General features: G+C 72.9%; 28 protein-coding genes. 13 read left to right on the forward strand and 15 right to left on the reverse strand.

The features are described from left to right. Nucleotides 1-18: 18 nt before the first annotated feature. The 3 genes from purE to QFW96_RS26295 form a co-directional block, all read right to left on the reverse strand. Complete coding sequence (purE, locus tag QFW96_RS26285; protein ID WP_281458458.1) at nt 19-507, reverse strand: 5-(carboxyamino)imidazole ribonucleotide mutase; 489 nt, start codon at nt 505-507, stop codon at nt 19-21. 68 nt (nt 508-575) lie between these two features. Next, nucleotides 576-1760, reverse strand: a complete 1185-nt coding sequence (locus QFW96_RS26290; RefSeq protein ID WP_281458410.1) for a 5-(carboxyamino)imidazole ribonucleotide synthase — start codon at nt 1758-1760, stop codon at nt 576-578. Between the two features lie 72 nt (nt 1761-1832). After that, nucleotides 1833-2507 carry a hypothetical protein gene (locus QFW96_RS26295; protein ID WP_281458411.1) on the reverse strand — a complete coding sequence of 225 codons (675 nt, stop codon included), beginning with the start codon at nt 2505-2507 and terminating at the stop codon, nt 1833-1835. 326 nt (nt 2508-2833) lie between these two features. Between QFW96_RS26295 and QFW96_RS26300 the strand changes: the two genes are divergently transcribed. Together QFW96_RS26300 and QFW96_RS26305 are read left to right on the forward strand one after the other, a co-directional pair. Next, entirely contained in the window at nt 2834-5368 is a 2535-nt protein-coding gene (locus QFW96_RS26300) for a sigma-70 family RNA polymerase sigma factor (RefSeq protein ID WP_281458412.1), read from the forward strand. A 162-nt stretch (nt 5369-5530) separates the two neighbouring features. Further along, entirely contained in the window at nt 5531-6052 is a 522-nt protein-coding gene (locus QFW96_RS26305) for a GtrA family protein (protein WP_281458413.1), read from the forward strand. A 19-nt stretch (nt 6053-6071) separates the two neighbouring features. On the opposite strand, the gene QFW96_RS26310 is transcribed toward QFW96_RS26305, so the two are convergent. Next, nucleotides 6072-7346 carry an ATP-binding protein gene (locus QFW96_RS26310; RefSeq protein ID WP_281458414.1) on the reverse strand — a complete coding sequence of 425 codons (1275 nt, stop codon included), beginning with the start codon at nt 7344-7346 and terminating at the stop codon, nt 6072-6074. Between the two features lie 6 nt (nt 7347-7352). Further along, complete coding sequence (locus tag QFW96_RS26315) at nt 7353-8027, reverse strand: response regulator transcription factor (RefSeq protein ID WP_281458415.1); 675 nt, start codon at nt 8025-8027, stop codon at nt 7353-7355. 138 nt (nt 8028-8165) lie between these two features. Between QFW96_RS26315 and hisN the strand changes: the two genes are divergently transcribed. Then, nucleotides 8166-8939: a histidinol-phosphatase gene (gene hisN / locus QFW96_RS26320; RefSeq protein ID WP_281458416.1), complete on the forward strand. Its 774-nt coding sequence runs from the start codon at nt 8166-8168 to the stop codon at nt 8937-8939. A 78-nt stretch (nt 8940-9017) separates the two neighbouring features. Here the strand turns inward: hisN and QFW96_RS26325 are convergent, their stop codons facing one another. The 5 genes from QFW96_RS26325 to QFW96_RS26345 form a co-directional block, all read right to left on the reverse strand. After that, on the reverse strand, nt 9018-10826 hold the full coding sequence (locus tag QFW96_RS26325) for a DUF2339 domain-containing protein (RefSeq protein ID WP_281458417.1): 1809 nt from the start codon (nt 10824-10826) through the stop codon (nt 9018-9020). A gap of 119 nt (nt 10827-10945) precedes the next feature. After that, nucleotides 10946-11248 (reverse strand): hypothetical protein, encoded by a 303-nt coding sequence (locus tag QFW96_RS26330; RefSeq protein WP_281458418.1) that lies wholly within the window; start codon nt 11246-11248, stop codon nt 10946-10948. Next, nucleotides 11245-13170, reverse strand: a complete 1926-nt coding sequence (locus QFW96_RS26335; protein WP_281458419.1) for a glycohydrolase toxin TNT-related protein — start codon at nt 13168-13170, stop codon at nt 11245-11247. Before QFW96_RS26335 ends, QFW96_RS26330 begins: the two co-directional genes overlap by 4 nt. A gap of 2 nt (nt 13171-13172) precedes the next feature. Next, on the reverse strand, nt 13173-13493 hold the full coding sequence (locus QFW96_RS26340; protein ID WP_281458459.1) for a WXG100 family type VII secretion target: 321 nt from the start codon (nt 13491-13493) through the stop codon (nt 13173-13175). 2 nt (nt 13494-13495) lie between these two features. Next, on the reverse strand, nt 13496-13945 hold the full coding sequence (locus QFW96_RS26345; RefSeq protein ID WP_281458420.1) for a YbaB/EbfC family nucleoid-associated protein: 450 nt from the start codon (nt 13943-13945) through the stop codon (nt 13496-13498). A gap of 166 nt (nt 13946-14111) precedes the next feature. Between QFW96_RS26345 and QFW96_RS26350 the strand changes: the two genes are divergently transcribed. After that, the gene (locus tag QFW96_RS26350; RefSeq protein ID WP_281458421.1) at nt 14112-14561 is read left to right on the forward strand and encodes a MaoC family dehydratase; all 450 of its coding nucleotides are present in this window, start codon (nt 14112-14114) and stop codon (nt 14559-14561) included. Here the strand turns inward: QFW96_RS26350 and QFW96_RS26355 are convergent. The 3 genes from QFW96_RS26355 to QFW96_RS26365 form a co-directional block, all read right to left on the reverse strand. After that, nucleotides 14558-15523 (reverse strand): hydroxymethylglutaryl-CoA lyase, encoded by a 966-nt coding sequence (locus tag QFW96_RS26355; protein WP_425524797.1) that lies wholly within the window; start codon nt 15521-15523, stop codon nt 14558-14560. The two genes, QFW96_RS26350 and QFW96_RS26355, sit on opposite strands and share 4 nt — an antisense overlap. Beyond that, entirely contained in the window at nt 15524-16030 is a 507-nt protein-coding gene (locus tag QFW96_RS26360) for a PH domain-containing protein (protein ID WP_281458422.1), read from the reverse strand. Between the two features lie 66 nt (nt 16031-16096). Continuing rightward, nucleotides 16097-16927, reverse strand: a complete 831-nt coding sequence (locus QFW96_RS26365) for a biotin--[acetyl-CoA-carboxylase] ligase (protein ID WP_281458423.1) — start codon at nt 16925-16927, stop codon at nt 16097-16099. 51 nt (nt 16928-16978) lie between these two features. Between QFW96_RS26365 and QFW96_RS26370 the strand changes: the two genes are divergently transcribed. From QFW96_RS26370 to QFW96_RS26400, 8 genes are all read left to right on the forward strand, one after another. Further along, the gene (locus QFW96_RS26370; protein WP_281458424.1) at nt 16979-17605 is read left to right on the forward strand and encodes a nucleoside triphosphate pyrophosphatase; all 627 of its coding nucleotides are present in this window, start codon (nt 16979-16981) and stop codon (nt 17603-17605) included. 259 nt (nt 17606-17864) lie between these two features. Continuing rightward, the gene (locus tag QFW96_RS30260; RefSeq protein WP_425524798.1) at nt 17865-17924 is read left to right on the forward strand and encodes a putative leader peptide; all 60 of its coding nucleotides are present in this window, start codon (nt 17865-17867) and stop codon (nt 17922-17924) included. Nucleotides 17925-18057: 133 nt separating this feature from the next. Next, entirely contained in the window at nt 18058-19389 is a 1332-nt protein-coding gene (locus QFW96_RS26375) for a dicarboxylate/amino acid:cation symporter (RefSeq protein ID WP_281458425.1), read from the forward strand. 77 nt (nt 19390-19466) lie between these two features. Next, nucleotides 19467-19835, forward strand: coding sequence for a DUF1707 SHOCT-like domain-containing protein (locus QFW96_RS26380; RefSeq protein WP_281458426.1), 369 nt, complete (start codon nt 19467-19469; stop codon nt 19833-19835). Nucleotides 19836-19879: 44 nt separating this feature from the next. After that, a complete protein-coding gene (locus tag QFW96_RS26385) occupies nt 19880-20545 on the forward strand; it encodes a DUF3558 domain-containing protein (RefSeq protein WP_281458427.1) in 666 nt (221 codons plus the stop codon). Nucleotides 20546-20687: 142 nt separating this feature from the next. Continuing rightward, nucleotides 20688-21038, forward strand: a complete 351-nt coding sequence (locus tag QFW96_RS26390; protein WP_281458428.1) for a hypothetical protein — start codon at nt 20688-20690, stop codon at nt 21036-21038. A gap of 3 nt (nt 21039-21041) precedes the next feature. Further along, on the forward strand, nt 21042-21878 hold the full coding sequence (locus QFW96_RS26395; protein ID WP_281458429.1) for a PPE domain-containing protein: 837 nt from the start codon (nt 21042-21044) through the stop codon (nt 21876-21878). Next, nucleotides 21875-22672 carry an ESX secretion-associated protein EspG gene (locus tag QFW96_RS26400; RefSeq protein ID WP_281458430.1) on the forward strand — a complete coding sequence of 266 codons (798 nt, stop codon included), beginning with the start codon at nt 21875-21877 and terminating at the stop codon, nt 22670-22672. The genes QFW96_RS26395 and QFW96_RS26400 overlap by 4 nt, the downstream gene beginning before the upstream one ends. Before the next feature lie 40 nt (nt 22673-22712). Here QFW96_RS26400 and glpD read toward each other — a convergent pair whose 3' ends face one another. Both glpD and QFW96_RS26410 read right to left on the reverse strand, forming a co-directional pair. Beyond that, nucleotides 22713-24455 (reverse strand): glycerol-3-phosphate dehydrogenase, encoded by a 1743-nt coding sequence (gene glpD, locus QFW96_RS26405; RefSeq protein WP_281458431.1) that lies wholly within the window; start codon nt 24453-24455, stop codon nt 22713-22715. A gap of 94 nt (nt 24456-24549) precedes the next feature. Continuing rightward, nucleotides 24550-25377, reverse strand: a complete 828-nt coding sequence (locus tag QFW96_RS26410; protein WP_281458432.1) for a DeoR/GlpR family DNA-binding transcription regulator — start codon at nt 25375-25377, stop codon at nt 24550-24552. A gap of 383 nt (nt 25378-25760) precedes the next feature. On the opposite strand from QFW96_RS26410, the gene QFW96_RS26415 reads away from it, so the two are divergent. Next, nucleotides 25761-26510 carry an MIP/aquaporin family protein gene (locus QFW96_RS26415; protein WP_281458433.1) on the forward strand — a complete coding sequence of 250 codons (750 nt, stop codon included), beginning with the start codon at nt 25761-25763 and terminating at the stop codon, nt 26508-26510. Nucleotides 26511-26521 lie beyond the last annotated feature (11 nt).

The raw sequence follows: 26521 nt of genomic DNA on the forward strand, positions 1-26521 counted from the left end.
GGTGGAGAGGGTTGCGGGTCAGGCTTCGGTGGCCTTGTGCTGGAGGGCTTCGTGCTTGTCGTGGACCATCTTCTCGAGGTCTGCCTGGAAGTCCGCCATCTGAGAGCGGAGGCGGGCGCCGAGGTCGCCGGAGTCGGCGGCGAGGGTGCGGACCGCGAGGAGGCCCGCGTTGCGGGCTCCGCCGACCGAGACCGCGGCGACCGGGACCCCTGCCGGCATCTGGACGATGGAGAGCAGCGAGTCCATGCCGTCGAGGTGCTTCAGCGGCACCGGGACGCCGATGACCGGCAGGACCGTCGCCGAAGCGACCATGCCCGGCAGGTGGGCGGCGCCGCCCGCCCCGGCGATGATCACGCGGATGCCGCGGTCGGCGGCCTCGCGGGCGTAGTCCAGCATGCGCTGCGGAGTGCGGTGCGCGGAGTAGACGCCGACCTCGTACGGAACCCCGAACTCGGTGAGGGCGTCACCGGCGGCGCGCATCACCGGCCAGTCGGAGTCGCTGCCCATGATCACACCGACGAGCGGCTGCTCAGTCACGCGGAGAACCTCCCGGAGAAGTCGGAACCTGCTGGAAGTCAGTGAATCTCGTGGCCGTCGAGCCACTCGCCCGCCGACAGCCAGTGCGCGGCCAGCCGGGCCTGCTCGCGGACCTCGGCCATGTCGTCGCCGAGAACCGTGATGTGCCCCAGCTTGCGGCCCGGGCGCTCGCTCTTGCCGTACAGGTGCACCTTGGCGTGCGGGTAGCGGGCGAACAGGTGGTGCAGCCGCTCGTCGACGCTCATCGCCGGTTCGGTCTCGGCACCCAGCAGGTTCGCCATGACCACCGCGGGCGCGGTCTGCTCGGTGCTGCCCAGCGGGTAGTCCAGCACCGAGCGCAGGTGCTGCTCGAACTGGGAGGTGCGGGAGCCCTCGATGGTCCAGTGCCCGGAGTTGTGCGGGCGCATCGCCAGCTCGTTGATCACCAGACCGTCGTCGGTCTCGAACAGCTCGACCGCCAGAACGCCCGTCACGCCCAGCGATTCGGCGACGTTGAGCGCGATGTCCTGGGCCCGCTCGATGAGCTCCGGCGACGCGTCCGGGGCCGGGGCGAGCACCTGCACGCAGATGCCGTCCTCCTGCACCGTCTCCACCAGCGGCCACACCGCGCCCTGCCCGAACGGCGAGCGCGCGACCAGCGCGGCCAGCTCGCGGCGCAGCGGAACGCGCTGCTCCGCCAGCAGCGGAGCACCGCCGTCGAGGAGCTCGGTGACGACGCGCTCGGCGTCGGCGGCGTCGGCGAGCACCCACACGCCGCGGCCGTCGTAGCCGCCGCGCGCGGTCTTGAGCACGCACGGGAAGCCGTGCTCGGCGCCGAAGGCCAGCACGTCGTCGACCGAGGTGATCTCGGCGAACGGCGGCACCGGCAGACCCAGCTCGGCGAGCTTGCGGCGCATCACCAGCTTGTCCTGGGCGTGCAGCAGGGCGTCCGGGCGCGGCTGCACCGACACCCCGGCGGCCTCCAGGGCGCGCAGGTGGTCGCCGGGCACGTGCTCGTGGTCGAAGGTGACCACGTCGCAGCCCTCCGCGAACTTCTTCAGCGCGTCCAGGTCGGTGTGGTGGCCGAACTCGACGTTCGAGGCCACCAGCGCGGCGGACTCGTCGGCGGAGTTCGCCAGCACCTTCAACGACTGGCCGAGCGGGATGGCCGCCTGATGGGTCATCCGGGCGAGCTGGCCACCGCCGATCATGCCGACGACTGGGGTTCCGGTGCGCTGGTCCACGCGCTCAGCCTAAGGTGACGCACCCCTCGCACCGGCACCGGGACGGGTCAACGCGACCTGGTTCACAGGCGGTCACAGCGACGCCAGCATCCGGCACACCTCGGCGTGATCACCGGGCAGCGCCTCCTCCTGGAGCCGGATCTGGCCGCAGTCGCGCAGCGCCGGGTCCGCGGCGAGGCGGTGCTCGATCATCCAGCGCGCCTGCACGCACCGGCTCCGCAGCTCGGGCGTGCGGGGCGCGAGGACCGCGGCGGTGGCCGAGCGCACCAGCGCCGTCGTCTCGCCCGCGTCGAAGACGGTGCGCAGCGCGTCGGCGATGAGCACCATCGCCACCAGCCGCGGGTAGCCGGCGCTGGACACCCCCAGCATCACGGTGATCAGCGCGTAGTCGTCGTCGGGCGCGGCCCCGCGCGAGTGCGCCTCGCGGTAGACCTCGTGCAGCCGGGTGCGCAGGTAGCCGACGGTGTTCAGGCCGGTCAGCGGGTCCTCGACCTCGCGGCCGACGGCCATGCCGCTGACCGCGTCCGCCCAGCCCAGCGCCGTGGTGCGGAGCATCGACGAGGGCACCGCGTCCGGGTCGGCCGAGACCAGCCCGTCGGAGTTCTCGCCGGACACCGCGTGCAGCGCGGCCAGGTCCTGCAGGGTGCCGGACAGGCCGACACCGGCTTCGGCGCGCGAGGCGCCGAGATCGGCGAGCGGGGTGCTCAGGTCCTCCCCGGCCACGACGGCCGCGCACACGGCGTCCACGGCCGGCACCTCCCAGTCACTGGGAAACGGCCATCCCGCTGCTAGGCTCGCCGTTCGCCAGCGCACGCGCATCGCTCGCTGCAGCGTCCGCGCTGTCGACGCGTCACACCTCAGTGGCCAGTCCGGCATGCTCAACGTCCCTCCCCGATGGGCCTACTCGTGAGCGAGACGAAGCAAGCGGTCGCCCATGACGGTGGAGTCGCTGGCTTTGGTCATACGATTCGGATCACAATGTTCGTCGAATTCCACATCCGGTGGTTTTCGCCGACCAGAGCTCCCAGGTAGGACTGACAAGGACATGCCCCCTCTGGGGAGGAAGGTGCGGCGTGGTAACTGTCCCGGCAGAAGTCCAGGGTCCCAGCGACGGTGAACTGCTGGAGGAAGTGCGCGGCGGTTCGTCGGAGGCGTACGCCCAGCTCTACGAACGTCACGTGGCCGCGGCCTACAACATGGCCCGCCAGGTCGCCAAGTCCGCGGCCGAGGCCGACGACCTCGTGTCCGAGGCGTTCGCCAAGGTCCTCGACACGCTGCGCGAGGGCCGCGGCCCGACTTCGGCGTTCCGCGCCTACCTGCTCACGGCCCTGCGGCACACCGCCTACGACCGGACGCGCCGCGAGAAGAAGGTGCAGCTGGCCGACGACGTCGCCGAGGTCTCGGGCGCCGACGTCAGCGTGCCGTTCAACGACACCGCGGTCGCCGGGTTAGAGCGCACGCTCGCCGCGCAGGCGTTCTCGCGGCTGCCGGAGCGCTGGCAGACGGTGCTCTGGCACATCGAGATCGAGGGGCAGACGCCCGCCGACGTCGCGCCGCTGCTGGGGCTGACGCCCAACGGCGTGTCCGCGCTGGCCTACCGGGCGCGCGAAGGACTCCGCCAGGCGTACCTGCAGGTCCACCTGGGACAGCTGGAGGCGTCCGGGTCCGGTGTGGAGCAGTGCCGGGCGGCCGTGGACCGGCTGGGCGCGTGGACCCGAGGCGGACTGTCCAAGCGGGAGACCGCGCAGGTCGAGACGCACCTGGACACCTGCGACCGGTGCCGGGCGCTGGCCGCCGAGCTCGCCGACGTCAACGGTGCGCTGCGCGTCATCATCGCGCCGCTGGTCCTGGGCGTCACCGCCACCGGCTACCTGGCGGCCGCGTCGTCGGGGACCGCCGCCGGTGCCGTCGTCGCGGGCAGCGCCGCCGGAGGTGCCGGGGCCGCCGGCGCCGCCGGGGAGGCGGCCGGCTCCGGTCCCCGCCAGGCGGTGACCGCGGGGGTGGCCACGGCCGTGCTGGCCGCGGCGATCGCGGTGGCCATGACGGGGGCCGACCAGTCCATCCCGGTCGCCCAAGCGCCCGCACCGCCACCGGCCGCGCCCCCCGCACCGGCACCGCCGCCCGCTCCCCCGGCCGCACCCGCACCCGCGCCGCCGGCGGCGCCCGCACCGGCACCGCCGCCCGCAGCTCCGGCTCCGGCGCCCGCACCCGCACCCGCACCCGCCCCGGCTCCCGCCGCACCGCCGCCCGCGGTGGCCCCGTCGCTCAACGCCGCCGGGCCGTCGCAGCCGTTGCAGCTGGTCGCCGGGGGTGCGCCGGTGTCGGTGCCGATCCGGGTGACCAACAGCGGCACCGGTCCGTCGGTGCCGCTCACCTCGACGATGGCGCTGCCTCCGGGCGTCACCGCGCAGCTGCCGGGCGCCGCGTCCGCGCCCGCCGCGACCACCCCGCAGTCGGCGTCGACCCCGGCGAGCACCTCGCCCGCGTCGGCGTCGCCGAGGTCGCTGCGCACGCAGGCCCCCGGGACCCCGGTGATCTCCTGCAGCGGCCAGACCGGCACCGTCACCTGCACCACCGACCGAGGCCTGAACCCCGGCGAGTCGCTGGTGTTCGACTACCTGGTGCGGGCCGACGAGTCGGCGACCGGCGGCGAGATCACCGTGAACATCAAGGCCGGTGGCCAGGTCGACCTGCGGCTGCCCGCCGTTCCGGTGATCGTGGAGCCCGCGCCGGAACCCGAACCGCCCGAGCCGCCGAAGCCGGTCGACGACGTCGACCTCCACGCCTGGTCCTGGGACCAGCCGTGGATGGAGGTCAGCCGGATCGCGATCGGGGTGCGCAACACCGGCACCAGCACCGGTCGCGCCGCGGCCGTGGCCACGCTGCCGGAGGGCGTCGAGGCCGACTTCGTGCCGAACGGCTGCAGCGCCGTCGGAAACACCGTGACCTGCACCGATGACGACCTCCGCCCGCAGGAGGGCTTCTACCGGGAGCTGTGGGTCTCGCGCGAGCACGACCACCCGGGCTGGCCGTGGTGGCCCGTGCAGGACCCGGACGCGGTGACCGTCGACGGCCGCCGCCAGCACGACGTGTGGGTGCCGATCACCGCGAAGCTCGGCGAGGCGACCGATCAGCAGTCCGTCCCGCTGCGGCTGTGGCTCCCGTGGTGGCCGCCGGGGCCCCCGGAGCCGACGCCTCCGACGACCCCGCCGACGACCACGAGCACGACGACGTCGACGACGACCAGCACCCGGCCCGACTGCCCGCCGTGGTGGCCGCCGGGCCACACCGGCGAGCCCCCGTGGCCGCCCGGCGAGCGTCCCGGCCACGGTCACGGCAACGGTCACGACCGCCCGTGGGACCACTGCGGCCCGCCGTCGCACGAGCGACCGCTGCCCCCGCCGCAGCCGTCGCCGACGACCCCGCCAACGACCACGACGACGACCACGACGACGACCACCCCACCGCCACCGAGCACCACGACGACGCCGAGCCCGACCCCCAGCTCCACCCCGAGCTCCACGTCGTCCACGCCGTCGTCGACACCCCCGTCGTCCACCACGACCACACCGCCGACGTCGTCGACCACCACGAGCTCCGGACCCTGACCGATCCGTCCGGTTCTGTCGAAAACCCCGGTTTTCACGCGACGAAAACCGGGGTTTTCGACGCGACGAATGCGGGGTTTTCGTCGGTGGGCAGGACAGAAGTGAGGTGGGCTACTCCGGTGCCGGGGTGAGAGGTCGGGACCACTCCGTAGACTCGGGGGTGTGTCCGTTGCAGATTCGGTGCTCGCGCGGGTCCCGCAGGCGTACCGAGCGCTCGCTGTGCGGCACCGGGAGCTGCTCAAGTTCGGTGTCGTCGGGGCGATCACCTTCTTCATCGACACGGGCATCTTCTACGCGCTCAAGCTGACGATCCTCTCGCCGAAGCCCGTGACCTCGAAGGTCATCGCGGTGCTGGTGGCGACGCTGGTGTCCTACGTGCTCAACCGGGACTGGTCGTTCCGCACGCGCGGCGGTCGCCGCAGGCATCACGAGGCGACGCTGTACTTCATCATCAGCGGCATCGGCGTGGGCCTGTACTCGGCCCCGCTGTGGGTGTCGCGCTACGTGCTGCACCTGCAGACGCCGTTCACCAGCAGGCTCGTCGAGGAGCTCGCCGACTTCACCTCCGGCCAGGTCGTCGGCCTGCTGCTGGGGATGGCGTTCCGCTGGTGGGCGTTCCGCAAGTGGGTCTTCCCCACCGATCACGAGGACGAGGACCAGCGCGAACGCGTCCTCGCGCGCTGAACGCCAGGAGCTCGTGCCCTCAGCGCGGGGTGGGTTCGGGTTTCCAGGGCAGGCCGAGGACGTCGTCGGCGCGGGCGACGCGCAGGAACACCTCGAACATCGCCGGGCGGGCCTGGCTGAGCTCCAGCCGCCCGCCGTCGGCCTCCACCAGCGCCCTGGCCAGCGCCAGCCCGACGCCCGTGGAGCCGTGGCCGGAGAAGCCGCGCTCGAAGACGTGCGGCACCAGCGCGTCCGGCACCCCGGATCCGGAGTCGGAGACCTCGATGAGCACCGTGCCGCCGCCGTGCCGGGCGGTGAGCGCGACGGGGCCCTCGCCGTGCCGCAGCGCGTTGTCCAGCAGCACCCCGATCGCCTCCCGCAGCCGGGCCGGGGTGGCCCGGGCCAGCAGCTCGTCGGCGACCTTGAACCGCAGGGCGCGGCCCTGGGCGCGCAGCGGTTCCCGCCACTCGTCGGCGACCTGGGTGAGCAGGCTGGTGACGTCGAGGGGTTCGGCGTCGCGGGCGCGGGCGGCGGTCGCCGCGGCCAGCAGGTCGTCGAGGACCGCGGAGAGCCGTTCGGCCTGTTCCAGCGCGGCCCGCGCCTCCTCGGCGACGTCGGCGTCCTCGACGGCGGCCAGCGCCTCCAGCCGCAGGTGCAGGGCGGTCAGGCGGCTGCGGAGCTGGTGCGAGACGTCGCCGACGAGTTCGCGTTCCCGCTGCACCAGCTGCGACAGCGCCGCACCCGAGGCGTCCAGCGCGTCGGCGACCCGGTCCAGCTCGGGAACCTCGTGCCGCTGCGGGTCGGGGCGGAAGTCACCGGCGCCGAGCCGGGCGGCGCGGGAGGCGACGTGGCGGAGCGGGTCGGCGAGCCGCCGCGCCGTCACCGAGGCCACGATCATGCCGGTGCCCGCCGAGAGCACCACCAGCATCAGCACCAGGCCCGCGACCTGGAGCTGCTGGGTGCGCACCGGGGCGCTGGGCGCGGCGATGGTCACCGAGCCGCTCTGCACCATCGGCACCATCTGCACCAGCGGGGCCTCGCCCGGGTCGGGGCCGTAGACGTAGTCGTGGGACTGGGTGCGCACGACCAGCCGGGCGCCGCGCGGCACGGCCAGCCGCACCGCGTTGAGGTCGATCGGCCGCTGGTTGGCGACCTGCTCGTCGAGCAGCGTCGCGATCTGCTGGGCGCGGGTCGACAGGTCCGCGCCGGTGAGGTCCTGGACGAGCTTGAGCGCGGTGAACCCCAGCGGCAGCCCCAGCACGACGGTGGTGACGGCCACTGCGAGCAGCGTGGCCTGCAGAATCCGGCGGCGCATCCGCGACTAGTCCGAGTTGAAGCGGAACCCGACGCCGCGGACGGTCGCGATGCGGGTCTCGTCGAGTCGGCCGTTGCTGTCGCCGAGCTTCCGGCGCAGCCACGAGATGTGCATGTCGAGGGTCTTGCTGCCCTTGCGGTCGGACTCGGGCCAGACCTCCTCCAGGATCTCCTCGCGGGTCACGACCTGGCCTGCGTGCTGCATGAGCACCCGCAGCAGCTCGTACTCCTTGTTGGCCAGCTGCACCTCGTGCTCGTCGACGAGGACTCGCCGCGCGGTGAGGTCCAGGCGCACGCCCGAGTGCTCCAGGGTTTCCGGTGCGCCGCGGCGCAGCAGCGCGCGGATGCGGGCCATGAGCTCGGCGAGCCGGAACGGTTTGGCCACGTAGTCGTCGGCACCGGCGTCGAGACCCACCACGAAGTCGACCTCGTCGGTGCGCGCGGTGAGCATCAGCACCGGGAGTCCGCGGCCTTGCGCGCGCAGCCTGCGGCACACCTCCAGCCCGTCCATGTCGGGCAGTCCGAGGTCGAGGACCAGCAGGTCGACGCCGCCTTCGGCGGCGGTGCGCAGCGTCGAGGGACCGTCCTCGATGACCTTCACCGTGTACCCCTCGCGCTGCAGCGCCCGGGACAGCGGCACAGCGATGGCCGGGTCGTCTTCTGCCAGCAACACCACGCTCACGTGCCCCAGACTAGTTGGCCCGCAAGATCTCGTCCGCCGCGTGGGCCGTTGGGCGCGGTGACCGCCGGTGCTGCTACCACCCGAGCCGCTGCCGCCCTGGGCGGGCCCGCCGAGCGCGAGGCGTTAGGGTTTCCGGTCGTGACCAGCGATCTCGACCTCGCCCTGCAGCTGGCCGACGTGGCCGACTCCATCACCACGGCGCGGTTCCGCGCCCGCGATCTCGGCGTCGACCGCAAACCCGACCGCACGCCGGTGACCGACGCGGACCTGGCGGTGGAGGACGCGGTGCGCGAGGTGCTCGCCGAGCACCGCCCCGGTGACGTCGTGGCCGGTGAGGAGCGCGGTGGCACGGCCGGGGACGGTCGCGCGTGGGTGCTCGACCCGATCGACGGGACCAAGAACTTCCTGCGCGGTGTCCCGGCCTGGGCGACGTTGATCGCGCTCGTCGACCGGCAGCGCCCGGTGGTGGGCGTGATCAGCGCCCCGGCGCTCGGCAAGCGCTGGTGGGCGGCTTCCGGCGAGGGCGCGTGGTGCCGGACCGGCCAGGGCGAGCCGGAGCGGATCTCGGTGTCCGGGGTGCGCGACACCGCCGACGCCTACGTCTCGACGACGCACCTGGGAACGTGGGTGGAGCACCACTCGCGGGAGTCCTACCTGCGGTTGATCGACGCGTGCTGGGAGAACCGCGCGTTCGGCGACTTCTGGCACCACTGCCTGGTCGCCGAGGGCGCCATCGACATCGCCGCCGAGCCGATCGTCAACCCGTGGGACGTGGCCGCCGCCCAGGTCCTCGTCGAGGAGGCCGGCGGCCGGTTCACCGACCTCTCCGGCGAAGCCCGCTACGACAACGGCAGCGCCCTGTCCACCAACGGCCACCTGCACGACGAGGCGCTGCGCCTGCTTCAGCGCTGAGGACTGTCGCCCTGCTCGCTTCGCGCGGCGGTGCGGGTGGCGGAACCTGAGCGGCTCCGCCACACCCCGAACCTGTTTCTAATCGGCCTGCCTGGTCAGGAGTTTGGCGTAGCCGACTCCGGCGGTGAGCAGGATGAGGCCCGCGCAGAGGAAGGCGATGACGCGGGCGAAGCCGTCGAGGGTGCCGAGGTCGAACAGCAGCAGCTTCGCCAGCGACACGGCGGTGAGCACCATGCCGCCGATGCGCAGGTGCCGGGCGCGGACCCCGCGCAGCAGCAGGGCGATCGCGAACACCACCCAGCACAAGGTGATCAGGATGTGCCCGGTCAGGAACGCGCCGCGCGAGTCGCTGACCAGCAGGCAGGCGGCCATCGTGGCGCTGGCGGTGCCGTAGAGCAGCGCGATCGCGGCCGAGGCCCACAGCGGCAGCGACCTCGGGAGGCTGCCGATCGCGCCGAGGCGCACGCCCGCGGTGGGCAGCGCGACCGCGACGACGCCGATCAGCAGGCCCGCGACCAGCCCGGCCACCCCGGCCGGTTCGTCGAAGACCACCAGCGCCGAGATCGGCACCTCGTTGCCCAGGGCCAGGAAGAACCCGAACACCGCGTAGCAGGCGGCGCCGAGCAGGATTCCGCCGCGCCGCAGCAGGTGTCCGGCGGCGGTCAGCAGCAGCGCCTCGCAGAGCAGACCGGTGGCCCAGCTGGAGACGTCCAGGGCGGTGATCGTGGCCTGGCCGGTGGCGATCACGGCCATCGCGCCGACGGCGGCGAGGAAGCGGCTCGGCAGCCAGTCGGCGAACGCGGGCAGGTAGCGGCCGACGGCCCAGATCGCGGCCAGCAGCAGCGCCATGCCGGCACCGGTCGCGGTCGCCTCGGCGCGCTCCAGCAGCATCGGCCCGGCCAGGAACGCCGGGGTGGGCGCGGCGACGAGCAGGCCGATCGCGGTGCGCTCGGCGGCGGGCCGGAACCCGGCGGTGACGGCGGCGACGACCACGCCGAGCACGGCCGCGGCGAGGATCGCGGGCACCAGCACCGGGTTCGGGTAGGCCAGGCCCCAGAACGCTCCGGCGAACGCGGCCAGCACGGTCGGGACGCCCGCGGCGAGCGCGAGTCCGCCCCAGCCGCGGCGCACCTGCACCGGCGCGGCGGCGACCTGCAGCAGCACCACGAAACCGATCAGCAGCGCGTCGGCCTCACCGGTGATCATCGGCGCGCAGAACGCGGAGGCCAGCACCACGCCGATGGCCAGCGGCTGCGCCTGCCAGCGGTCGGCGAGCAGCAGCCCGCCGACGGCGACGAGCAGTCCGACGCCGAGCCCGGCCGGGACGGGGAGGAAGTCGTACAGCGCGGTCGCGGCGACGACGTCGAGGAACAGCGCGGCGAAACCCGTGGTCGCCAGCGCGATCGAGGCGATCCGCTGCTCGGCGGCAGCCCGGTGCACCCACCAGCCCGCCGCGATCAGCAGCCCGGCCAGCACGGCTCCCCCGCCGACGCGCGCGGCGGGCCCGAGCCAGTCCTGCTGCACGGCCAGGACCAGCAGGAACACCACGCCGAGCAAGGTCACGCCGCCACCGACCCAGGCCAGCACCCGGCTCGGTTCGAGATCGGCCCGGAACCGCCGCCGAGGCTCGGCCACGGCCGGAGACGGGTACGACGGCACGGAGCCGGGCTCAGCACCAGCTGTCGACGACGCAGCAACCTGCTGCGGCTCGGCCTGCTGCGGCTCGGCCTGCTGGGGCTCGTGCGCAGCGGTCGGCGGAACCGCCGCCGGAGGCCGGTTCGCGGCCTCGCTCTGCAACACGCTGCCCAGGTACGACAAGCGCTGCCCGATCGCGGCCAGCTCACCGGCGACCAGCTGAAGAGCGTCCCCCTGCTGCGGATGCGACATGCGGACATGCTCCACGCCACTCGCCCGCACGGCATCGGTAGCACTACTCAGATCCCGCCCCTACGTCGAAAGCCCCGGTTCTCGACGCGCGAACGCAGCGGTTCTCGACGCGGGACCGGTCACTTGGGGAGGGGGGTTCCTTGGGGTGGGGTGGCGGTGACGTCCACCGGGCCCACCACGCCTCGGAGGGCCTGGGTCCAGGTGAGTCGGCCGAAGAGGTAGAAGCAGGCGACCTGCTCGTTGCTGAAGCTCGCCCAGTCGTAGCGGTTGCCCTGCTCGCGCCAGAAGACCTCCCAGGCCGGGCCCGCGTCGGTCTCCACCCGGATCAGGCACCACGAGTCGTCGGCCTCGGCGCCGACGGAGACGAGCTCCTCCGGGACTCCCATCGCGATCAGCCAGCCGAGTACCGATTCGCCGTTCACCGCGTGCTCTCCTGTGGTGTTTCGTCCGGGGGTTCGTCGGTGGTGCCGGTGAGCACCAGGCGCAGCGTGGAGGCCTCCGACAGTTCGCGGGACCTGGTCAGCTCCACCAGGTAGCCGAGGCCGACGAGGTCGACGGCCGAGTAGGTGGCGCGGTAGCGGACACCGCCGCCGGGCTGCTCGAACCACGGCGCGGCCACCGACCGCCACACCGGCAGCGGCCGCATCAGCCGGTAGCGCCGGTAGTCCCGCTCGGCGTGGGCGGGTGGCAGCGAGCGGTGCGCGAAAGGCGTGGCCACCGCGCAGAACAACCGCCCGTCGCCGGTGCCGAGGAGGTCGAGCACCGTGTCGGGTTCGAGCACCACGGGCTCGCCGGGTTCGAAGCCGCCCTCCGGGTGCTCCTGCGGCCAGCGGTCACCGCCGCCGTAGCGGCGTTCCCAGTCGAGTTCGCTGAGCTCGCCGAGCGGGTCGTGCCCGGTGAGCAGCTCGGCGGGGATCTCGGCGCGCTCGGCGCGCTCGGCCCGCGCCCGGCGCGCGTCGTCGTAGACGGCGGTGGACCGAGCGCGGCGCAGCGCGTCGGTGTCGTCGACGAGGCCGGAGCGGGGGTGGTCCTGCGGCGGGAAGTTCAGGCCGTCGCGGGTGTCCTCGGGGTCGCGGGTGGGCAGCTGGCGGCTGGCCTGGTCGGCGGCCACCGGCATGTAGCCGATCGGGAACTGGTGCAGCACGAAGGCCACCACGTCGGCGTTGCGGGGGCCGTGGCGCAGCGGCCGCTGCTGCGGTTCCGGCGCCGGCTGTGCCTGCGGCGGCAGCGGCCGCAGCGCCCCGCGCTGCACGTTCTGGGCGGGCTGGTTCGCCACCGGTTGGTTCGAGGCGGGCTGGTGGTGCGCGGGCCGGTTCTGGCCCTGCGGCGGCGCGGGCGGTGCGGCCTGCCCGTAGACGACCGGACCGCGGCCGGGCTGCGGCGGCCGCGCCGGGGCGGGCCCCTGCGGCGGCTGCCCGGGTGCGACGGCGTATCCGCCGGGCTGCTGGTGCTGCTGCGGCGGTGGTGGCGGCGGGGTGAAACCCGCTGGTGGCGGCGGTGGTTGCTGCCCGGGGTGCTGCCCGGCCCAGGCGGTGTGCGAGGTCTGCGGTGCGGTGCTGGGTGCCGGGTCCGGGCCGCCGATCACCGGGATCGGCCCGGTTCCGGCCTCGGCGAGCCGAGGTTCCCAACCCGGCGCGGCCGGGGCCGCGGGACCGCCGAACCCGCCTTCCGGGACCTCTTCGCGCAGCGTCTCCTGCGCTCCCCCGACTGCGTCCACTCCACGTTCCGCTTCCTCGACCGGACCACCGACATCACCGGGCACCACTTCGTCCACTATGGACTCAGCGGTCCCGGTTCCGGGGTCCAGCCTATGGCCTGCGCTGGAGCTCGCGTCCGCCAGAGCACCGGGGGGCTCGGCGTCCAGCGCGGCGGAGAGGTCCTCGTGCACCTTCGCGGCACCGGCCGCGGCGCCGCTGAGCGCGGTGTCGAGCGCCGCCAGCGCCTGCGGGTGCCCGGCGGCGGCCGCCTGCTCGGCGGCGTCGGTCTGCTTGGCCAGCGAGACGAGTTCGCGCACCAGCTCGACCTTGGCGGTGCCGACGTGCTCGGCGGCCCGCTCCAGGCGGTCGGCGTTGTCCAGGCACTTCCGCGAGGTCGACGGCAGGGGTCCGTCGTCGGCCGCGAGGGCGTCCCACTCGCGGCTCGCGGCCTGCGCGGCGTCGCCGTCGAAGGAGCGCAGCGCGCCCTGCGCGGTGGTGTCGGCGTCGCGGGCGAGCGCGTCCAGGGAGCGCGCGGCTTCGCGCCAGGAGGTGGCGGCCTCGCGCATCCGGTCCTCGTCGGCGGCGGGCCAGCGGACGCCGGCGCGGTCGGCGACGTCGCGGAGCTCGGCGGGGAGTTCGAGTCCCACGCTCACCCCTCCCCGGCGATGCGGCGCAGCGCGTCGGCCTGGTCGGCGTCGGTGCGGCGCGTGGTGTCGGCGGCGGCGGCGAACTTCTCGCCGAGGTCGCGGAGCTTGCCGGGCAGCTCGTCGGCGGCGGCCAGGGCGGCGTCGGCCTGCGGCCGGTGGGCGGCGTCGAAGCGCTGCCCGAACTCGTCGTCACCCCAGCAGGTATCGGTGTCGTCCACGGCCCGCCGGAGGGCGTCGGCGATGCTGCGCGCCCGTCCGGCGAGGTCCTCGAACTCGCCGGCGCGCTGCGCCAGCCGTTCGACGTCGCTGCGGAAACCGCCCATCGTCACGTCCGTCCCCGCTGCAACCAGCTGGTGTCCGAGAAGTCCTCGTCGTCGCATGCGTCCCCGCCACGCACATCGCTGCGGCGGGGCGTTTCGTTGCGCGGCACCGTTTCCGGCGGAGGGCCGAGCAGCAACTCGGGATCGGTTCCGGCGGGCAGGACGTCGGCGAGCACGTCGGCGGTGCGCTGGGCTGCGGTGCGGGCGGCTTCGGCGCTGAGCCGGACGACGGTGGCGGCGAGCTCGGCGGGGCGCATCCGCTGGGCGACGTCGTCGGCGAGGACGAGTTCGCGCAGCGCTCCCTGCGGGCCGACGACGACCCGCACCCGGCCGTCGTCGCTGGCGGCGGTGGCGGTCACGGCGGCGAGGTCGCGGCGGGTGTCGTCCAGTTGCTCGCGGCTGCGCCGGTAGTCGGCGAGCAGCTCCTCGGCACGGGCCCTGTGGTCGGTCGGCACCGCTTCACCTCCCTGACGCCGGTGGTCGAGGTGTTCGATGGTTCCACGGCAGAGCCCGCTTTTCACCAACCTGCCGCGCATCCGTCGCGGAAACCGCCGGTCGCCGGAGCCCCCTGTGAGGACCCTCTCACCGCAGGGCAGGCCCGGTACCTGCGAGGATGACGGCATGGCCACCATCGCGTACGAGGATCTGACGCCGGGGCGGGTGTTCGATCTGGGCAAGACCGAGATCGACCGCGAGGAGATGCTGGCGTTCAACGCCCGCTTCGACCCGCAGCCGTTCCACCTCGACGAGGAGGCCGGCCGCAACTCGGTGCTGGGCGGACTGTGCGCGTCCGGTTGGTTCACCGCGTCGTTGTGGATGCGCGCCTACGTCGATCACGTGCTGGGCGATTCGACCTCGCAGGGATCGCCGGGCGGCAACGAGCTGACGTGGCTGGCACCGGTGTTCCCGGGCGACGTGCTGCACTTCGGCATGGAGGTGACCGGCCAGCGCCGCTCCCGCAGCAAACCCGACCTCGGCCTGGTGGAGATCACCGGCACCGCCGACCGCGACGGTGACCGGATCCTCCGCTTCAGCTTCGTCGGAATGTTCGGAACGCGGGAGAAGGACTAGCCCATGGCCTTTACCACCGCGGAAGGGCTTGGGCGGCCTAGCTTTTCGGCCATCCAGCGGCTGGTTTCGACCAGGGCGCCCAGGTCGACGCCGTGCTCGATGCCGAGACCTTCGAGCATCCAGACCAGGTCCTCGGTGGCGAGGTTGCCGGTCGCGGACTTGGCGTAGGGGCAGCCGCCGAGCCCGCCCGCCGAGGAGTCCACGGTGGACACCCCGTGGCGGAGCGCGGTGTAGGTGTTGGCCAGCGCCTGGCCGTAGGTGTCGTGGAAGTGCACGGCCAGCTTGTCGACGCCGACACCGGCAGCGACGAACGCGCGCAGCAGGGCCTCCACGTGACCGGGCGTGGCCACGCCGATCGTGTCGCCGAGGGAGAGCTGGAAGCAGCCCATCTCCAGCAGCCGCTTGCCCGCGGCCACGACCTGCTCGACCGGGACCGGCCCCTCCCACGGGTCGCCGAAGCACATCGACAGGTAGCCGCGCACGGCGATGTCCTCGCCGACCGCGCGGGAGACGACGGGCTCGAACATGCCGAACTGGCCGTCCAGATCGCTGTTGAGGTTGCGCTGCGCGAACGTCTCGGTCGCCGAGGCGAAGATCGCGATGTCGCGCACCTTCGACTCCAGCGCGCGGTCCAGGCCGCGCGCGTTGGGCACCAGCACGGGGTAGCGGGCGCCGGGAGCCTGGTCGAGCTCGGCGAGCAGCTCGGTGGCGTCGGCCAGCTGCGGAACCCACTTCGGGTGCACGAAGCTGGTCGCCTCCAGGACCACGAGCCCGGCGTCGGCCAGCCGCCGCAGGAACTCCAGCTTCACCTCGAGCGGGACGATCTCCTTCTCGTTCTGCAGGCCGTCGCGGGCGCCGACCTCCCAGATCGTCACCTCGGCCGGCAGCGACGCCGGTTCCGGCGAGGCGACCTTCATCGGCAAGCCCAGTTCACTCGTCGAGCCCAATTCACGGGATCCCATTCAGCCCTCCTGCGGCCGGTGTTGCGCACCATCTCCCACCTCGCGGTAGAGCAGCGTCTGCACCTGCTCCACCTGGGGGATGTCGTCGAATTCCAGCGGTTCGTCCGAGGCCGACTCGACCACCAGGGTGCCGCAGCCGAACACGCGGTCCACCATGCCGCGGCGGAAGCGCACCGAGCTGATCCGCCACATCGGGATGTCGATCCCGGAGCGGGTGAACACGCCCTCGCGAACCATCAGCCGGTGCGTGGTGATCACGAAGTGGGTGGTCCGCCAACGGGCGAGCGGGGCGAGGGTGAACCAGACGATCAGCAGCAGACCCACGACGCCGAGCGCGATCCAGACCGGCAGCCGCCAGTCCGTCGTCGCCACCAGCGCGGCCAGGTAGGACGCGCCTCCGACCACCGCGAACAGCACCAGCACCGGGCCGAGCAGCATCTTCCAGTGCGGGTGCTTGTGCACCACGACGTTCTCGTCGTCGCGGAGCAGGCCGTCCGGGTAGGCCACGGTTCCCCTTCCTCGTTGCGGGTCTGCGAATTCACGTTACCGGCCCGCGCGGGGTGCGGAGAACGTTCAGCTCCGGCGGACGTGCACCACGTCGCCGGCCGAGACCGCCGTGGTCCGGCCGGTGTCGGCGCGGACGACGAGCCTGCCGCTGTCGTCGACGTCGACGGCCTCGCCGACCAGGTCTTCATCACCGCCGAGCTCCACCCGGACGCGCTGGCCGAGGGTCCGGCAGCGCTCGCGGTAGCGGTCGAGCAGGCCGGTGGTGACGACGTCGCCGCCCGCGTCCCGCCAGCGGCCCTCGACCTCGGCGAGCGCGTCGAGCAGGGCGAGGGTGAACTCGTCGCGATCCACCTCGGCGCCCTCGGCGGCCAGGGAGGTGGCGGGCAGGCCGCCCGCGCCGGTGGGCAGCTGGTCGCGCCGCTGCGCCAGGTTGACGCCCATGCCCAGCACGATCGCGATCCCGTCGGGTCCGGCGACGGCCTCGGAGAGGATGCCCGCGCCCTTGTGCCAGTCCTCCCCGGAGCCCAGCAGCAGGTCGTTGGGCCACTTCAGACCGGCCGGGACACCGGTGGTGCGCTCGACGGTCTCGGCGAGGGCGACGCCGGCGATCAGCGGCATCCACGCCACCGCCGACGGCGGGACGCCGGGGCGCAGCAGCACGCTCACGAACAGCCCGGAGCCGCGCGGCGAGATCCACTGCCGCTGCAGCCTGCCGCGTCCGGCGCTCTGCTCCTCGGCGATGAGCACCGTCCGGTCGGCCGCGCCCTTGGCCGCGGCCTCGGCCAGGTCGGAGTTGGTGGAGCCGGTCACGGCCACCACGTCCAGCGCCGCGTACGGGCCGTCGTCGACCAGCCGACGCCTCAGCGCATCACCGTCAAGCAGAACCTCATCGCTCACGGGCTCAGCCTAGGCGTCGGGCTCGTCGGCTCGGGCTCTAGCATCGGCCTCGTGCGTTTCGTGCTCGCTTCCGCCTCGCCAGCCCGCCTGTCCGTGCTCCGGTCGGCGGGGATCGACCCGCTGGTGCAGGTGTCGGGGGTGGACGAGGACGCGGTGACCGCGTCGCTGACCGACCCCGCGCCCGCCGAGCTGGTCACCGCCCTGGCCCGAGCCAAGGCCGAGGCGGTCGCCGCGGAGATCTCCGAGTCCGACGCGGTGGTCGTCGGGTGCGACTCGATGCTGCTCAAGGCCGACGGGGAGATCGTCGGCAAGCCCGGCACGCCCGAGGTCGCCGCGAAGCGCTGGGCGCAGAACGCCGGCACCGAGGCCGAGCTGCTGACCGGGCACGCGATCCTGCGGCTCCGCGACGGCGAGATCACCGGGCGCGCCACGGGTCACCTGGGCACGACGGTCCGGTTCGGGACGCCGAGCGAGGCGGAGATCGAGGCGTACGTCGCCACCGGGGAGCCGCTGCACGTCGCGGGCGGTTTCACCCTGGAGGGGTTCGGGGGCTGGTTCATCGAGGGCGTCGACGGCGACCCGTCCAGCGTCCTCGGCATCAGCCTCTCCCTCACCCGCAAGCTCCTCGCGGACCTCGACCTCTCCATCACCAGCTTCTGGACATCGCCGAGCGCTTGACCCGTTCGGTTCACTGCGTCACCAGTGGACAGTTTTAGCCATAATCACCCATGATCAATGTCCGTTTTGCCCGGACAATTATGACTAAAACTGTCCGCGGGTGACCACCGACGACGCGCACGGCGGCGCTCGGCTCGCGCGTTCAGCCCCGCGCGGCACCGACTTCGGGGTGAACGTGGGCACATTTGCCCCCTGATCGGGACTTAATCGCTCGATCGAGTGGTTATCTACTGTCGTTATGGGTGCCCTGCGACCGTGGATGCTGACCTCCCGCCTGCACGTCGATCTTCGACGGCAGGCCAGCTGCGTCTGTCGCTGACCTCCTCCGGCCGGAGCTGACGACCCCGCCGCTCATCCGGGGCGGCTCCGCCGATCACCCGCGGCCACCCGCCGCTCCCCCGGCGCGCCTCCGCGCCCTCCGCATCAACCCTTCACGACTTCAGGAGACCCCTGTGTCCTCTACCGCTGCGCGGTCGCGCCTGCGCTTCAACCCGAAGCTGTTCGCCGTCGCCGTGCTCGCCTCGCTGGTGCTCGGCGCCCTGCTCGGCTGGATCGCCAAGCAGACCGGCGCCGAATGGCTGGTCACGACCCTGGACACCATCGGCTCGACGTTCACCAAGCTGCTCAGCTTCACCGTCCTGCCGCTGATCTTCACCGCGATCGTGGTGGGCATCAACAGCCTCCGCGGGCTCGGCGGCGGCCGCACCGCCGCCCGGCTGGGCGGCAAGACCGCGTTGTGGTTCGCCCTCACCTCGCTGATCGCGGTGGTGATCGGTCTCGTCGTCGGCGGCCTGTTCCAGCCCGGCCGCGGCCTGGTCATCGAGCCCGACCCGGAGAAGCTGCAGTCCATCGGCCAGAAGACCCAGGGTTCCTGGCTGGACCTGCTCAACGGCCTGGTCCCGGAGAACCTGATCAGCGCCTTCGCCGACGGCGAGACGCTGCAGGTCGTGTTCGTGTCGCTGATCATCGGCGCCGCCACCTACAGCCTCGGTGACAAGGCCAAGCCGTTCGTCGACTTCAACAAGGCCGCCTTCGAGGTCATCCAGCGCGTGCTGGGCTGGATCATCCGGCTCGCCCCGATCGGCACCCTCGGCCTCATCGGCAACGCCGTGGCCACCTACGGCAACGAGTTCTTCGCACCGCTGCTGAAGCTGATCGGCTCGACCTACGTCGCCTGCCTGCTGGTGCTGTTCGCGGTGTACCCGCTGCTGCTGGCGCTGGTGGCCCGGGTCAGCCCGGCCCGCTTCTTCGCCAAGACCTGGACGGTCCTGCAGTTCGCCTTCGTCTCCCGCTCCTCCGGCGCGACGCTGCCGATGACCCGCCAGGCCGCGCAGAACCTCGGCGTGCCCTCGTCCTACGCCAACTTCGCGGTGCCGCTGGCCAGCACGACCAAGATGGACGGCTGCGCGGCGATCTACCCGGCGGTGGGCTCGATGTTCATCGCGAACCTCTTCGGCATCCACCTCGGCCCGGTGCAGTACCTGACGATCATCGCCGTCGCGGTGTTCGGCTCCATCGCCACCGCGGGCGTGACCGGCTGGTTCACCATGCTCACCCTGACCGTCGGCGCGCTGGGCTTCCCGCCCGAGGTGGTGGCCACCGGCATCGCGATCGCCTACGCCGTCGACCCGATCATGGACATGATGCGCACCGCCACGAACGTCGCGGGCCAGATCGTCGTCCCGGTCGTGGTGGCCCGCAGCGAGAACGTCCTCGACGACGAGGTGCTGTCCGCTCCCAGCGCTCCGCCGCTGCTGGAGAGCCGCGCACCGGCGACCGTCTGAGCACCCCGGCGGCCCCGGGCGCCCCCCCCCCCGCCCCCGCCCCCCCTCCGGGGGCCGCGCCACCGTAGGATGGGCGCGTGGACAGCGGCCGGCGGGGACGAGACCTGCGCATCGGTGACCCCGAGCGGGAGCGGGCCATGCGGCTGCTCGGCGAGCACTTCTCCGCCGGGCGCCTGGAGCTCGCCGAGTACGACGAGCGCTGCAGGCAGGCGGCGGGTGCGCGCTTCGGCTCCGAGCTCGACGAGCTCTTCGACGACCTGCCCGGGCCGCGTCCCGTCGAGCTCGCCCCCGCCACGACGCGCCCCACCCCTTCGGCGGGTGCGATCGCGCTGACGGTCGGCGCCATCGCCGCCGGGATCGCGCTCGTGGTCGTCGCGCGGCAGATCGGCGTGCTCCTGCTGATCCCGATGCTGGCGATCATCTGGTTCACCTGGCGCCGGCGGTGACGACCTGCCGTCACCGCCGACCACGTTTCGTTACGGTGAGAGCCATGCACAGCTCGCGGTTCTCCGGGGCGCGTCGGCTCAGCGCGTTGCTCGCCCTCGGCGCGCTCGCCCTCACCGGGTGCGGCGTGTGGCAGTCGGCCCCCACGGCCGGCACCACGCCGCCCGCGCCCCCACCTCCCGCGCCGGTGACGAGCGCACCGCCGTCGCCGCCACCGCGACCGTTCGACCTCGGGCTCGACGGCGTCGACCCGTGCGGGCTGCTCACCGCCGACCAGCGCAACCAGCTCGGCTTCGACCGCGAACCGCTGCCGGACTCCGACGCCGGGTTCGGCAACGCCGCCACCTGCAGCTACCGCAACACCACCGCCAAGGTCGGCGCCCGGCTCGCGCTGATCACCACCGAGGGCATGGGGGTGTGGACCGACGACACCGCGCAGGTCGAGGCCTCCCCGGTCCAGGTCGCGGACTTCCCCGCGCTGGTGATCAAGACCCCGGGCCTGGACCTGTCCTGCAACGTGGCGGTCGACGTCGCCGACGGCCAGCACCTCGACGTGCTCTACCGCGACGACGGCGGGCAGCCACCACCACCGGTCGACCAGCTCTGCGCCGGAGCGCAGCGGGTCGCCGAGGAAGCGGTGCGCACCCTGGCGAACCCGCCGGCCTCCACGTCGGAGACGCAGGCTCCGGTGCAGCAGGAATCCACCCCCTGACCAGCGCGGTCACCCCGGCCGGGGTGACACTCCCCGCATTTGGAGGACTCCACAGGGTGATGATTCGCCGATACAGTGTCCGGCGGACGTTCACCCGGGGCCGCGCCCCGGCCCGCGGGAGGGGACCTTGGGAGGGGACACCGTGCCGCTAACCGAGCCGTACGGCGCGGGCTCCGGTGGTTCGATGCAGGTCGAGCCCACCGCGATCCCGCGCCTGGTCAACTCGTTGCAGGAGTCCCTGGACGCGGTCGGGTTGCAGATCGAGCACGCCATCACCGAGCTCCGCATCCGCCCATGGGCCGGGGATCCCGTCAGCACCGACGCCGCCGAGCTGTTCAACGAGCGCTCGGTGGGCGGCGGCGAGGACGCGCTGACCGCGCTGTGCGGGTACCGGGACCAGTTGCAGGCCGCGGCCGAATCGCTGCAGAAGGCGGGCCGCGAGTACGAGCGGATCGACCACGACAGCGCGGCCGGTCTGGGCGGGGGATGCTGATCGATGGGCGACCACCGATGGCAGGGCTACCGGCACGCCGAGCTGCACGCGCAGATCAACGAGGGTCCGGGGGCGCACGGGTCGACCGACAGCGTGCGCCGCTGGAGCGAGCTGACCCGCGCGCTCGGTGAGATCGACGGCGGTCTGGCCGCCGCGACGGCCGCGGCCCGCAGCGGGTGGCAGGGCCACGCCGCCGACAGCGCCGACTCCGGGCTGCGCCCGCTGGGCGAGTGGGCGCAGCTGGCGCAGCAGGCCAGCACGGTGATGCGGGAGCGCGCCGAGCAGCAGGCGGAGTTCATCGCCAAGGCCCGCCGCGACATGCCGCCGCCGGTGGCGGTGACCAGCGAGGACCCGGGCACGGCGGTGTCGGCACTGACGCACCTGTTCGGCGGGCAGACCGACTACGAGGTCCAGGAGGCCGCGCAGCACGCGGCCGAGCAGCGGGCGTTCGAGGTGATGCGCACCTACGAGTCCTCCACCCGGGCCAACACGACGTCGCTGGCCTCGTTCGCCCCGCCGCCGCAGGTCGTCGTGGACGCCCCGGCCTCGGGCGGTTCCGGTGCCCCGGGCGGGTCGTCGAAGGTGACGATCAGCTGGGGCCCGACCGTCCTGCCGACCTCCTCGACCGCCGGGACCGCGCCGGGGAACGCCGCCGGGGGCACGCGCTCCGCGACGCGTCCCCCCGGGACCGCGGCGAAGGCGTCGGGCAAGCGCGGGAGGTCCCCCCGACGCGAGGAGTCGGTCGAGCACGAGGTCACCGAGCGGCTCGGCGACGGCGGGTTCTTCGACGAACCGCAGACCGGGTCGCGCCCGGTGATCGGCGGCGAACCCGGGCGATGAACACCGCTTCCCCCACCGACCGGCGGATCAGCCTGTCGGCGCTGGAATTCGACGTGCTCACCGAACACCTCGGACTCGACGAGCTGCCGCTGGTGCTCAAGGTCCCCTCGCCGGGCCGCACGCACTCCGAGCGGGCCGAGCTGGTCGACTCCACGTGGCGCGCGCTGTCGCGGCGCGGCCTGATCAGCGGCGGCGAGCCCGACCCCGAGCTGGAGGCGGTGCTGCGGCTCGTCGCCGAACCCGGCCGCGAGATCGACGGCCGGAACTGGTTGGGGCGCAGCGTCCGGGTGCTCGCGGCGGCCGAGAACGACGGCGAGCGCGCCGTTCTCGTGGTCAAGGACGGCGATCACCTGGAATTCTCCCCGACTTCGGCCGCGGGCCTGCCGCGCGCCGCCGTGTCACCGCTACCGGACCTGCCCGCCGGGCCGGGCCGTTCGGTGTCGGTGCCCAGCCGGGCTCTCGACGACGCCGCTGCGGACGTGGGCGACAAGGTCGAGGAGCTCCCGGCCGCGCTGCGTCGTCGCGGCGTGCGCCCCGACGACGCCGATGCGCTGACCGAGATGGTCGCTGGAGCGACCGCGCAGGGCCAGTTCGGCGCGGCCGCGCGAACGCGGTTCGGCAAGCGCGACAGGGCCGAGCGCGTCGTCGGGTTCTTCGACACCGCGCTCGGCCGCTACGTCCAGCTGCGCACCGCGTCCCCGTCCGGGGAGGCGTGGAGCACGATCGCCCCGGTGGACAACCGGCGCCTCGTCGGCCACCTCGAAGAGCTCCTCCACGAGATCGCCGACAGCTGACCCGGTCGTCCCCGAGTTCCGCGCGAGATTCGAACCGGGGTCAGACGACCGGTTCCACCAGGCTGGTCCGGGCTTCCGGCGCGGCGGAGCGCTTGGCGTCGGCCGCCTGATCGCTGGGCTCGGTCTGCGAGGCGCGCTCGGCCTCGACCCGCTGGGTGTAGACCGCGACCTCGCGGGCGATGGTGTCCTCGTCCCAGCCGAGCACGCCCGCCATCAGCCGGGCCACCGCGTCGGCGCTGTCCACGCCCCGGTGCGGGTACTCGATGGAGATCCGGGTGCGCCGGGTGAGCACGTCCTCCAGGTGCAGCGCACCTTCGTGGCTGCACGCGTAGACGATCTCGGCCTGCAGGTAGTTCGGCGCGGCCGGCACCGGCTTGAGCAGCTCGGCGTTGTCGTCGGCGGTGGCCAGCACCGCGTGGACCTCCGAGCCGTAGCGGTCCAGCAGGTGCCGGATCCGGTACGGGTGCAGGCCGTGCGCGCCCGCGAGCTGATCGGCCTGGTTGACCAGCGCGTGGTAGCCGTCGGCGCCGAGCAGCGGGACCTGGTCGGTGATCGACGAGGCCATCCGGCCCGGGACGTCGGGCGAGACGGCGTCGACCGCGTCGGCCGCCATCACCCGGTAGGTCGTGTACTTGCCGCCGGCGATGGCCACCAGACCCGGCGCCACCCGCGCGACCGCGTGCTCGCGGGAGAGCTTCGAGCTCTCCTCGCTCTCCCCGGCCAGCAGCGGCCGGAGCCCGGCGTAGACGCCCTCGATGTCGTCGTGCGTGAGCGGCGTGGCCAGCACGGTGTTGACGTGTTCGAGCAGGTAGTCGATGTCGGCCTTGGTCGCCGACGGGTGCGCCAGGTCCAGGTGCCAGTCGGTGTCGGTGGTGCCGATGATCCAGTGGTTGCCCCACGGGATGACGAACAGGACCGACTTCTCGGTCCGCAGGATCATGCCGCTCTCGGCGACGATCCGGTCGCGCGGGACGACGATGTGCACGCCCTTGCTGGAGCGCACGCGGAACCGCCCGCGACCGCCGGAGAGCTTCTGCAGCTCGTCGGTCCACACGCCGGTCGCGTTGATCACCGCGTGGGCGCGGATCTCGACCTCCTCGGCGGTCTCGACGTCGCGCACCTTGACCCCGGCGATCCGGTCGGCCTCCCGCAGGAACCCGGTGACCTGCGTGGAGGTCATCACGACCGCGCCGTAGCGGGCGGCGGTGCGGGCGACCGTCATGGTGTGGCGGGCGTCGTCGGCCTGCGCGTCGTAGTAGCGGATGCCGCCGATCATCGCGTTGCGCTTGAGCGCGGGAACCATCCGCAGCGCCCCGGCACGGCTGAGGTGCTTCTGCCCGGGAACCGAGCGGGCGCCGCCCATCGTGTCGTACATCAGCAGACCGGCCGCCGTGTACGGGCGCTCCCAGAACCGGCGGGTCAGCGGGTACAGGAACGGCACCGGCTTGACCAGGTGCGGGGCGATCCGGGTGAGCATCAGCTCGCGTTCCCGCAGGGCCTCGCGGACCAGGGAGAACTCCAGCTGTTCGAGGTAGCGCAGCCCGCCGTGGAACAGCTTGCTGGAGCGGCTGGAGGTGCCGGCCGCGAGATCGCGGGCCTCCACCAGCGCGACCCGCAGTCCCCGGGTCGCCGCGTCCAGCGCCGCACCGGCGCCGGTGACGCCGCCGCCGATCACCACGACGTCGAACTCCTCCGACCCCAGGCGATTCCAGTTCTCGGCACGCTCGGTGGGTCCCAACGTGCCCTTGAGCCGGTTTCCCGCTTCCGTCTTATCCTTGGACACCGCGTCCTCCTAGCGTTGTTCGCATCCCACCGTTGTCACCCCACCGCCGACGCGGAACCGCCACCGGCGTTGCGGTGGCGCACCTCGGTGGTCATCATGCCCGACCTGCACGGTCCGTGCCCGGTGCAGCACGGCCCGCGACCGGCGCCTGTTCGACGAGGGCGCCGCGCTCGCGCAGCACTTCGATCTGGGACTCGGGCGTCTTCGAGTCCACGATGACGATGTCGAAGTCCTCCACCGGTGCGACCGCGTGCAGCGCGCGCCGGTGGAACTTCGTGTGATCGACGTAGAGCACGGTGCGCTGCGCCGAGGCCAGCATCGCCTTCTTGATCTGCACCATCTCCTGCTGCGGGTAGCAGCCGACGCCGTCGGTCACCGCCGAGACCGACATGATCGCCAGGTCGACCCGCAGGTTGCGCAGCGAATCCAGCGCCATGCCACCGACGAACGCATCCGCCCACGGCAGGTAGTCGCCCCCGACGCAGATCAGGCTGATGCCCGGAGCCGAGGCGAGCTCGTCGAAGACGCCGCGGTGGTTGGTGACCACGGTCAGCGGCGCGCGTTCGGGCAGCAGCCGCGCCAGGTGGACGCCGGTGGTGGAGTCGTCGAGCACCAGCGCCTGGCCGGGCTCGATGAGTTCGGCTGCGGCGCGGGCGAGTTCGTCCTTCTCGGCCTGGTTCTGCTGCAGCCGGTATTCCGAAGCCGCTTCGTAGAGAAGCGAGGAGGCGGCCGAGACGTTGCCGCGGTTGCGGTGCACCAGGCCCTGCGACTCCAGGTCGGCGAGGTCCCGGTACACGGTCATGGCGCTGGCGCCGATGGTCGCGACCAGGTCGTCGATGCGCAGCGTGCCCTCCGCCATCACCAGCTCGGTGATCTTGCGGCGCCGGTCCTGCTGCTTGCCGGACGGTCGTCGGCCGGACATGGTGACTCCTCGTTCCGGGTGGCGCTACCTACGACGCTCACCGTACATCTCGATAAAAACACCATCTCGACCGGACCGCATCGCTTCTTTTCACATCTTGTTTGTGATTACAGTGTTGATCGGTAGCCGGGTCGATCGTCGGTCCCCGCTGCCGGACGACGGCGTCCCCAGCTCCGCGAGTCCGGCACGCGGACACCGCCGCGCGCTCCGCGCTACCGCCGAGCGAGACGCGGATTAGGCGTTACAGACGAATGGCCTGCGCACGACTGGCGGCACTGATGGACACGTGTTGCCATGCGGCAGTACCGTCCCGACTCGCTCCACGTCGGACAGACACCGAACACCCGCCCGTGCCAACGGCGGCATCACGAGGGGAACGGAGAATGACCAGTCTTGGCGAGGTATTCCTCTGGGAGTTGCTCGGGACGGCAGTGCTGACCCTGATGGGTTGCGGCGTCGTCGCGAACGTGACCCTGAGCAGGAGTCTCGGGGTCGGAGGCGGCTGGCTGCTGGTGAACTTCGGCTGGGGTTTCGCGGTTTTCGCCGGGGCCAGCATCGCCGAACCGGCCGGGGCGCACATCAACCCCGCGGTCACCATCGGCATGGCGATCTACGGGGACACCCCGTGGTCGCAGGTCCCGGTCTACATCATCGCGCAGATCATCGGCGCCACCCTGGGCGCGGTGCTCTGCTGGGCGGCCTACAAGCTGCAGTTCGACACCACCGAGGCCCCGGCCGACACCCGGGGGATCTTCTGCACCGGACCCACCGTGCCGAACGCGCCGTGGAACCTGGTCACCGAGATCATCGGCACCTTCGTGCTGGTCTTCTGGATCATCACGAACCCGCCGGCCAGCCCGGGTGACGGCGGAGTGCCGGACTTCGGCAACGCCGCGCTGGGCTACGCGGCGGTCGCCTTCATCGTGATCGGCATCGGCAACTCGCTCGGCGGGCCGACCGGCTACGCCATCAACCCGGCCCGAGACCTGGGCCCGCGCATCGCCTACGCGATCCTGCCGATCCGCGGCAAGGGTTCGGCCGAGTGGGGCTACTCGTGGGTCCCGATCGCCGGACCGATCATCGGCGGCGCACTGGCGGCGCTGCTCGCGCTCGCCCTGCCCATCAGCAGCTGAGAATTCTAGGA

It is taken from the genome of Saccharopolyspora ipomoeae (assembly GCF_029952525.1).
Lineage (GTDB): Bacteria > Actinomycetota > Actinomycetes > Mycobacteriales > Pseudonocardiaceae > Saccharopolyspora > Saccharopolyspora ipomoeae.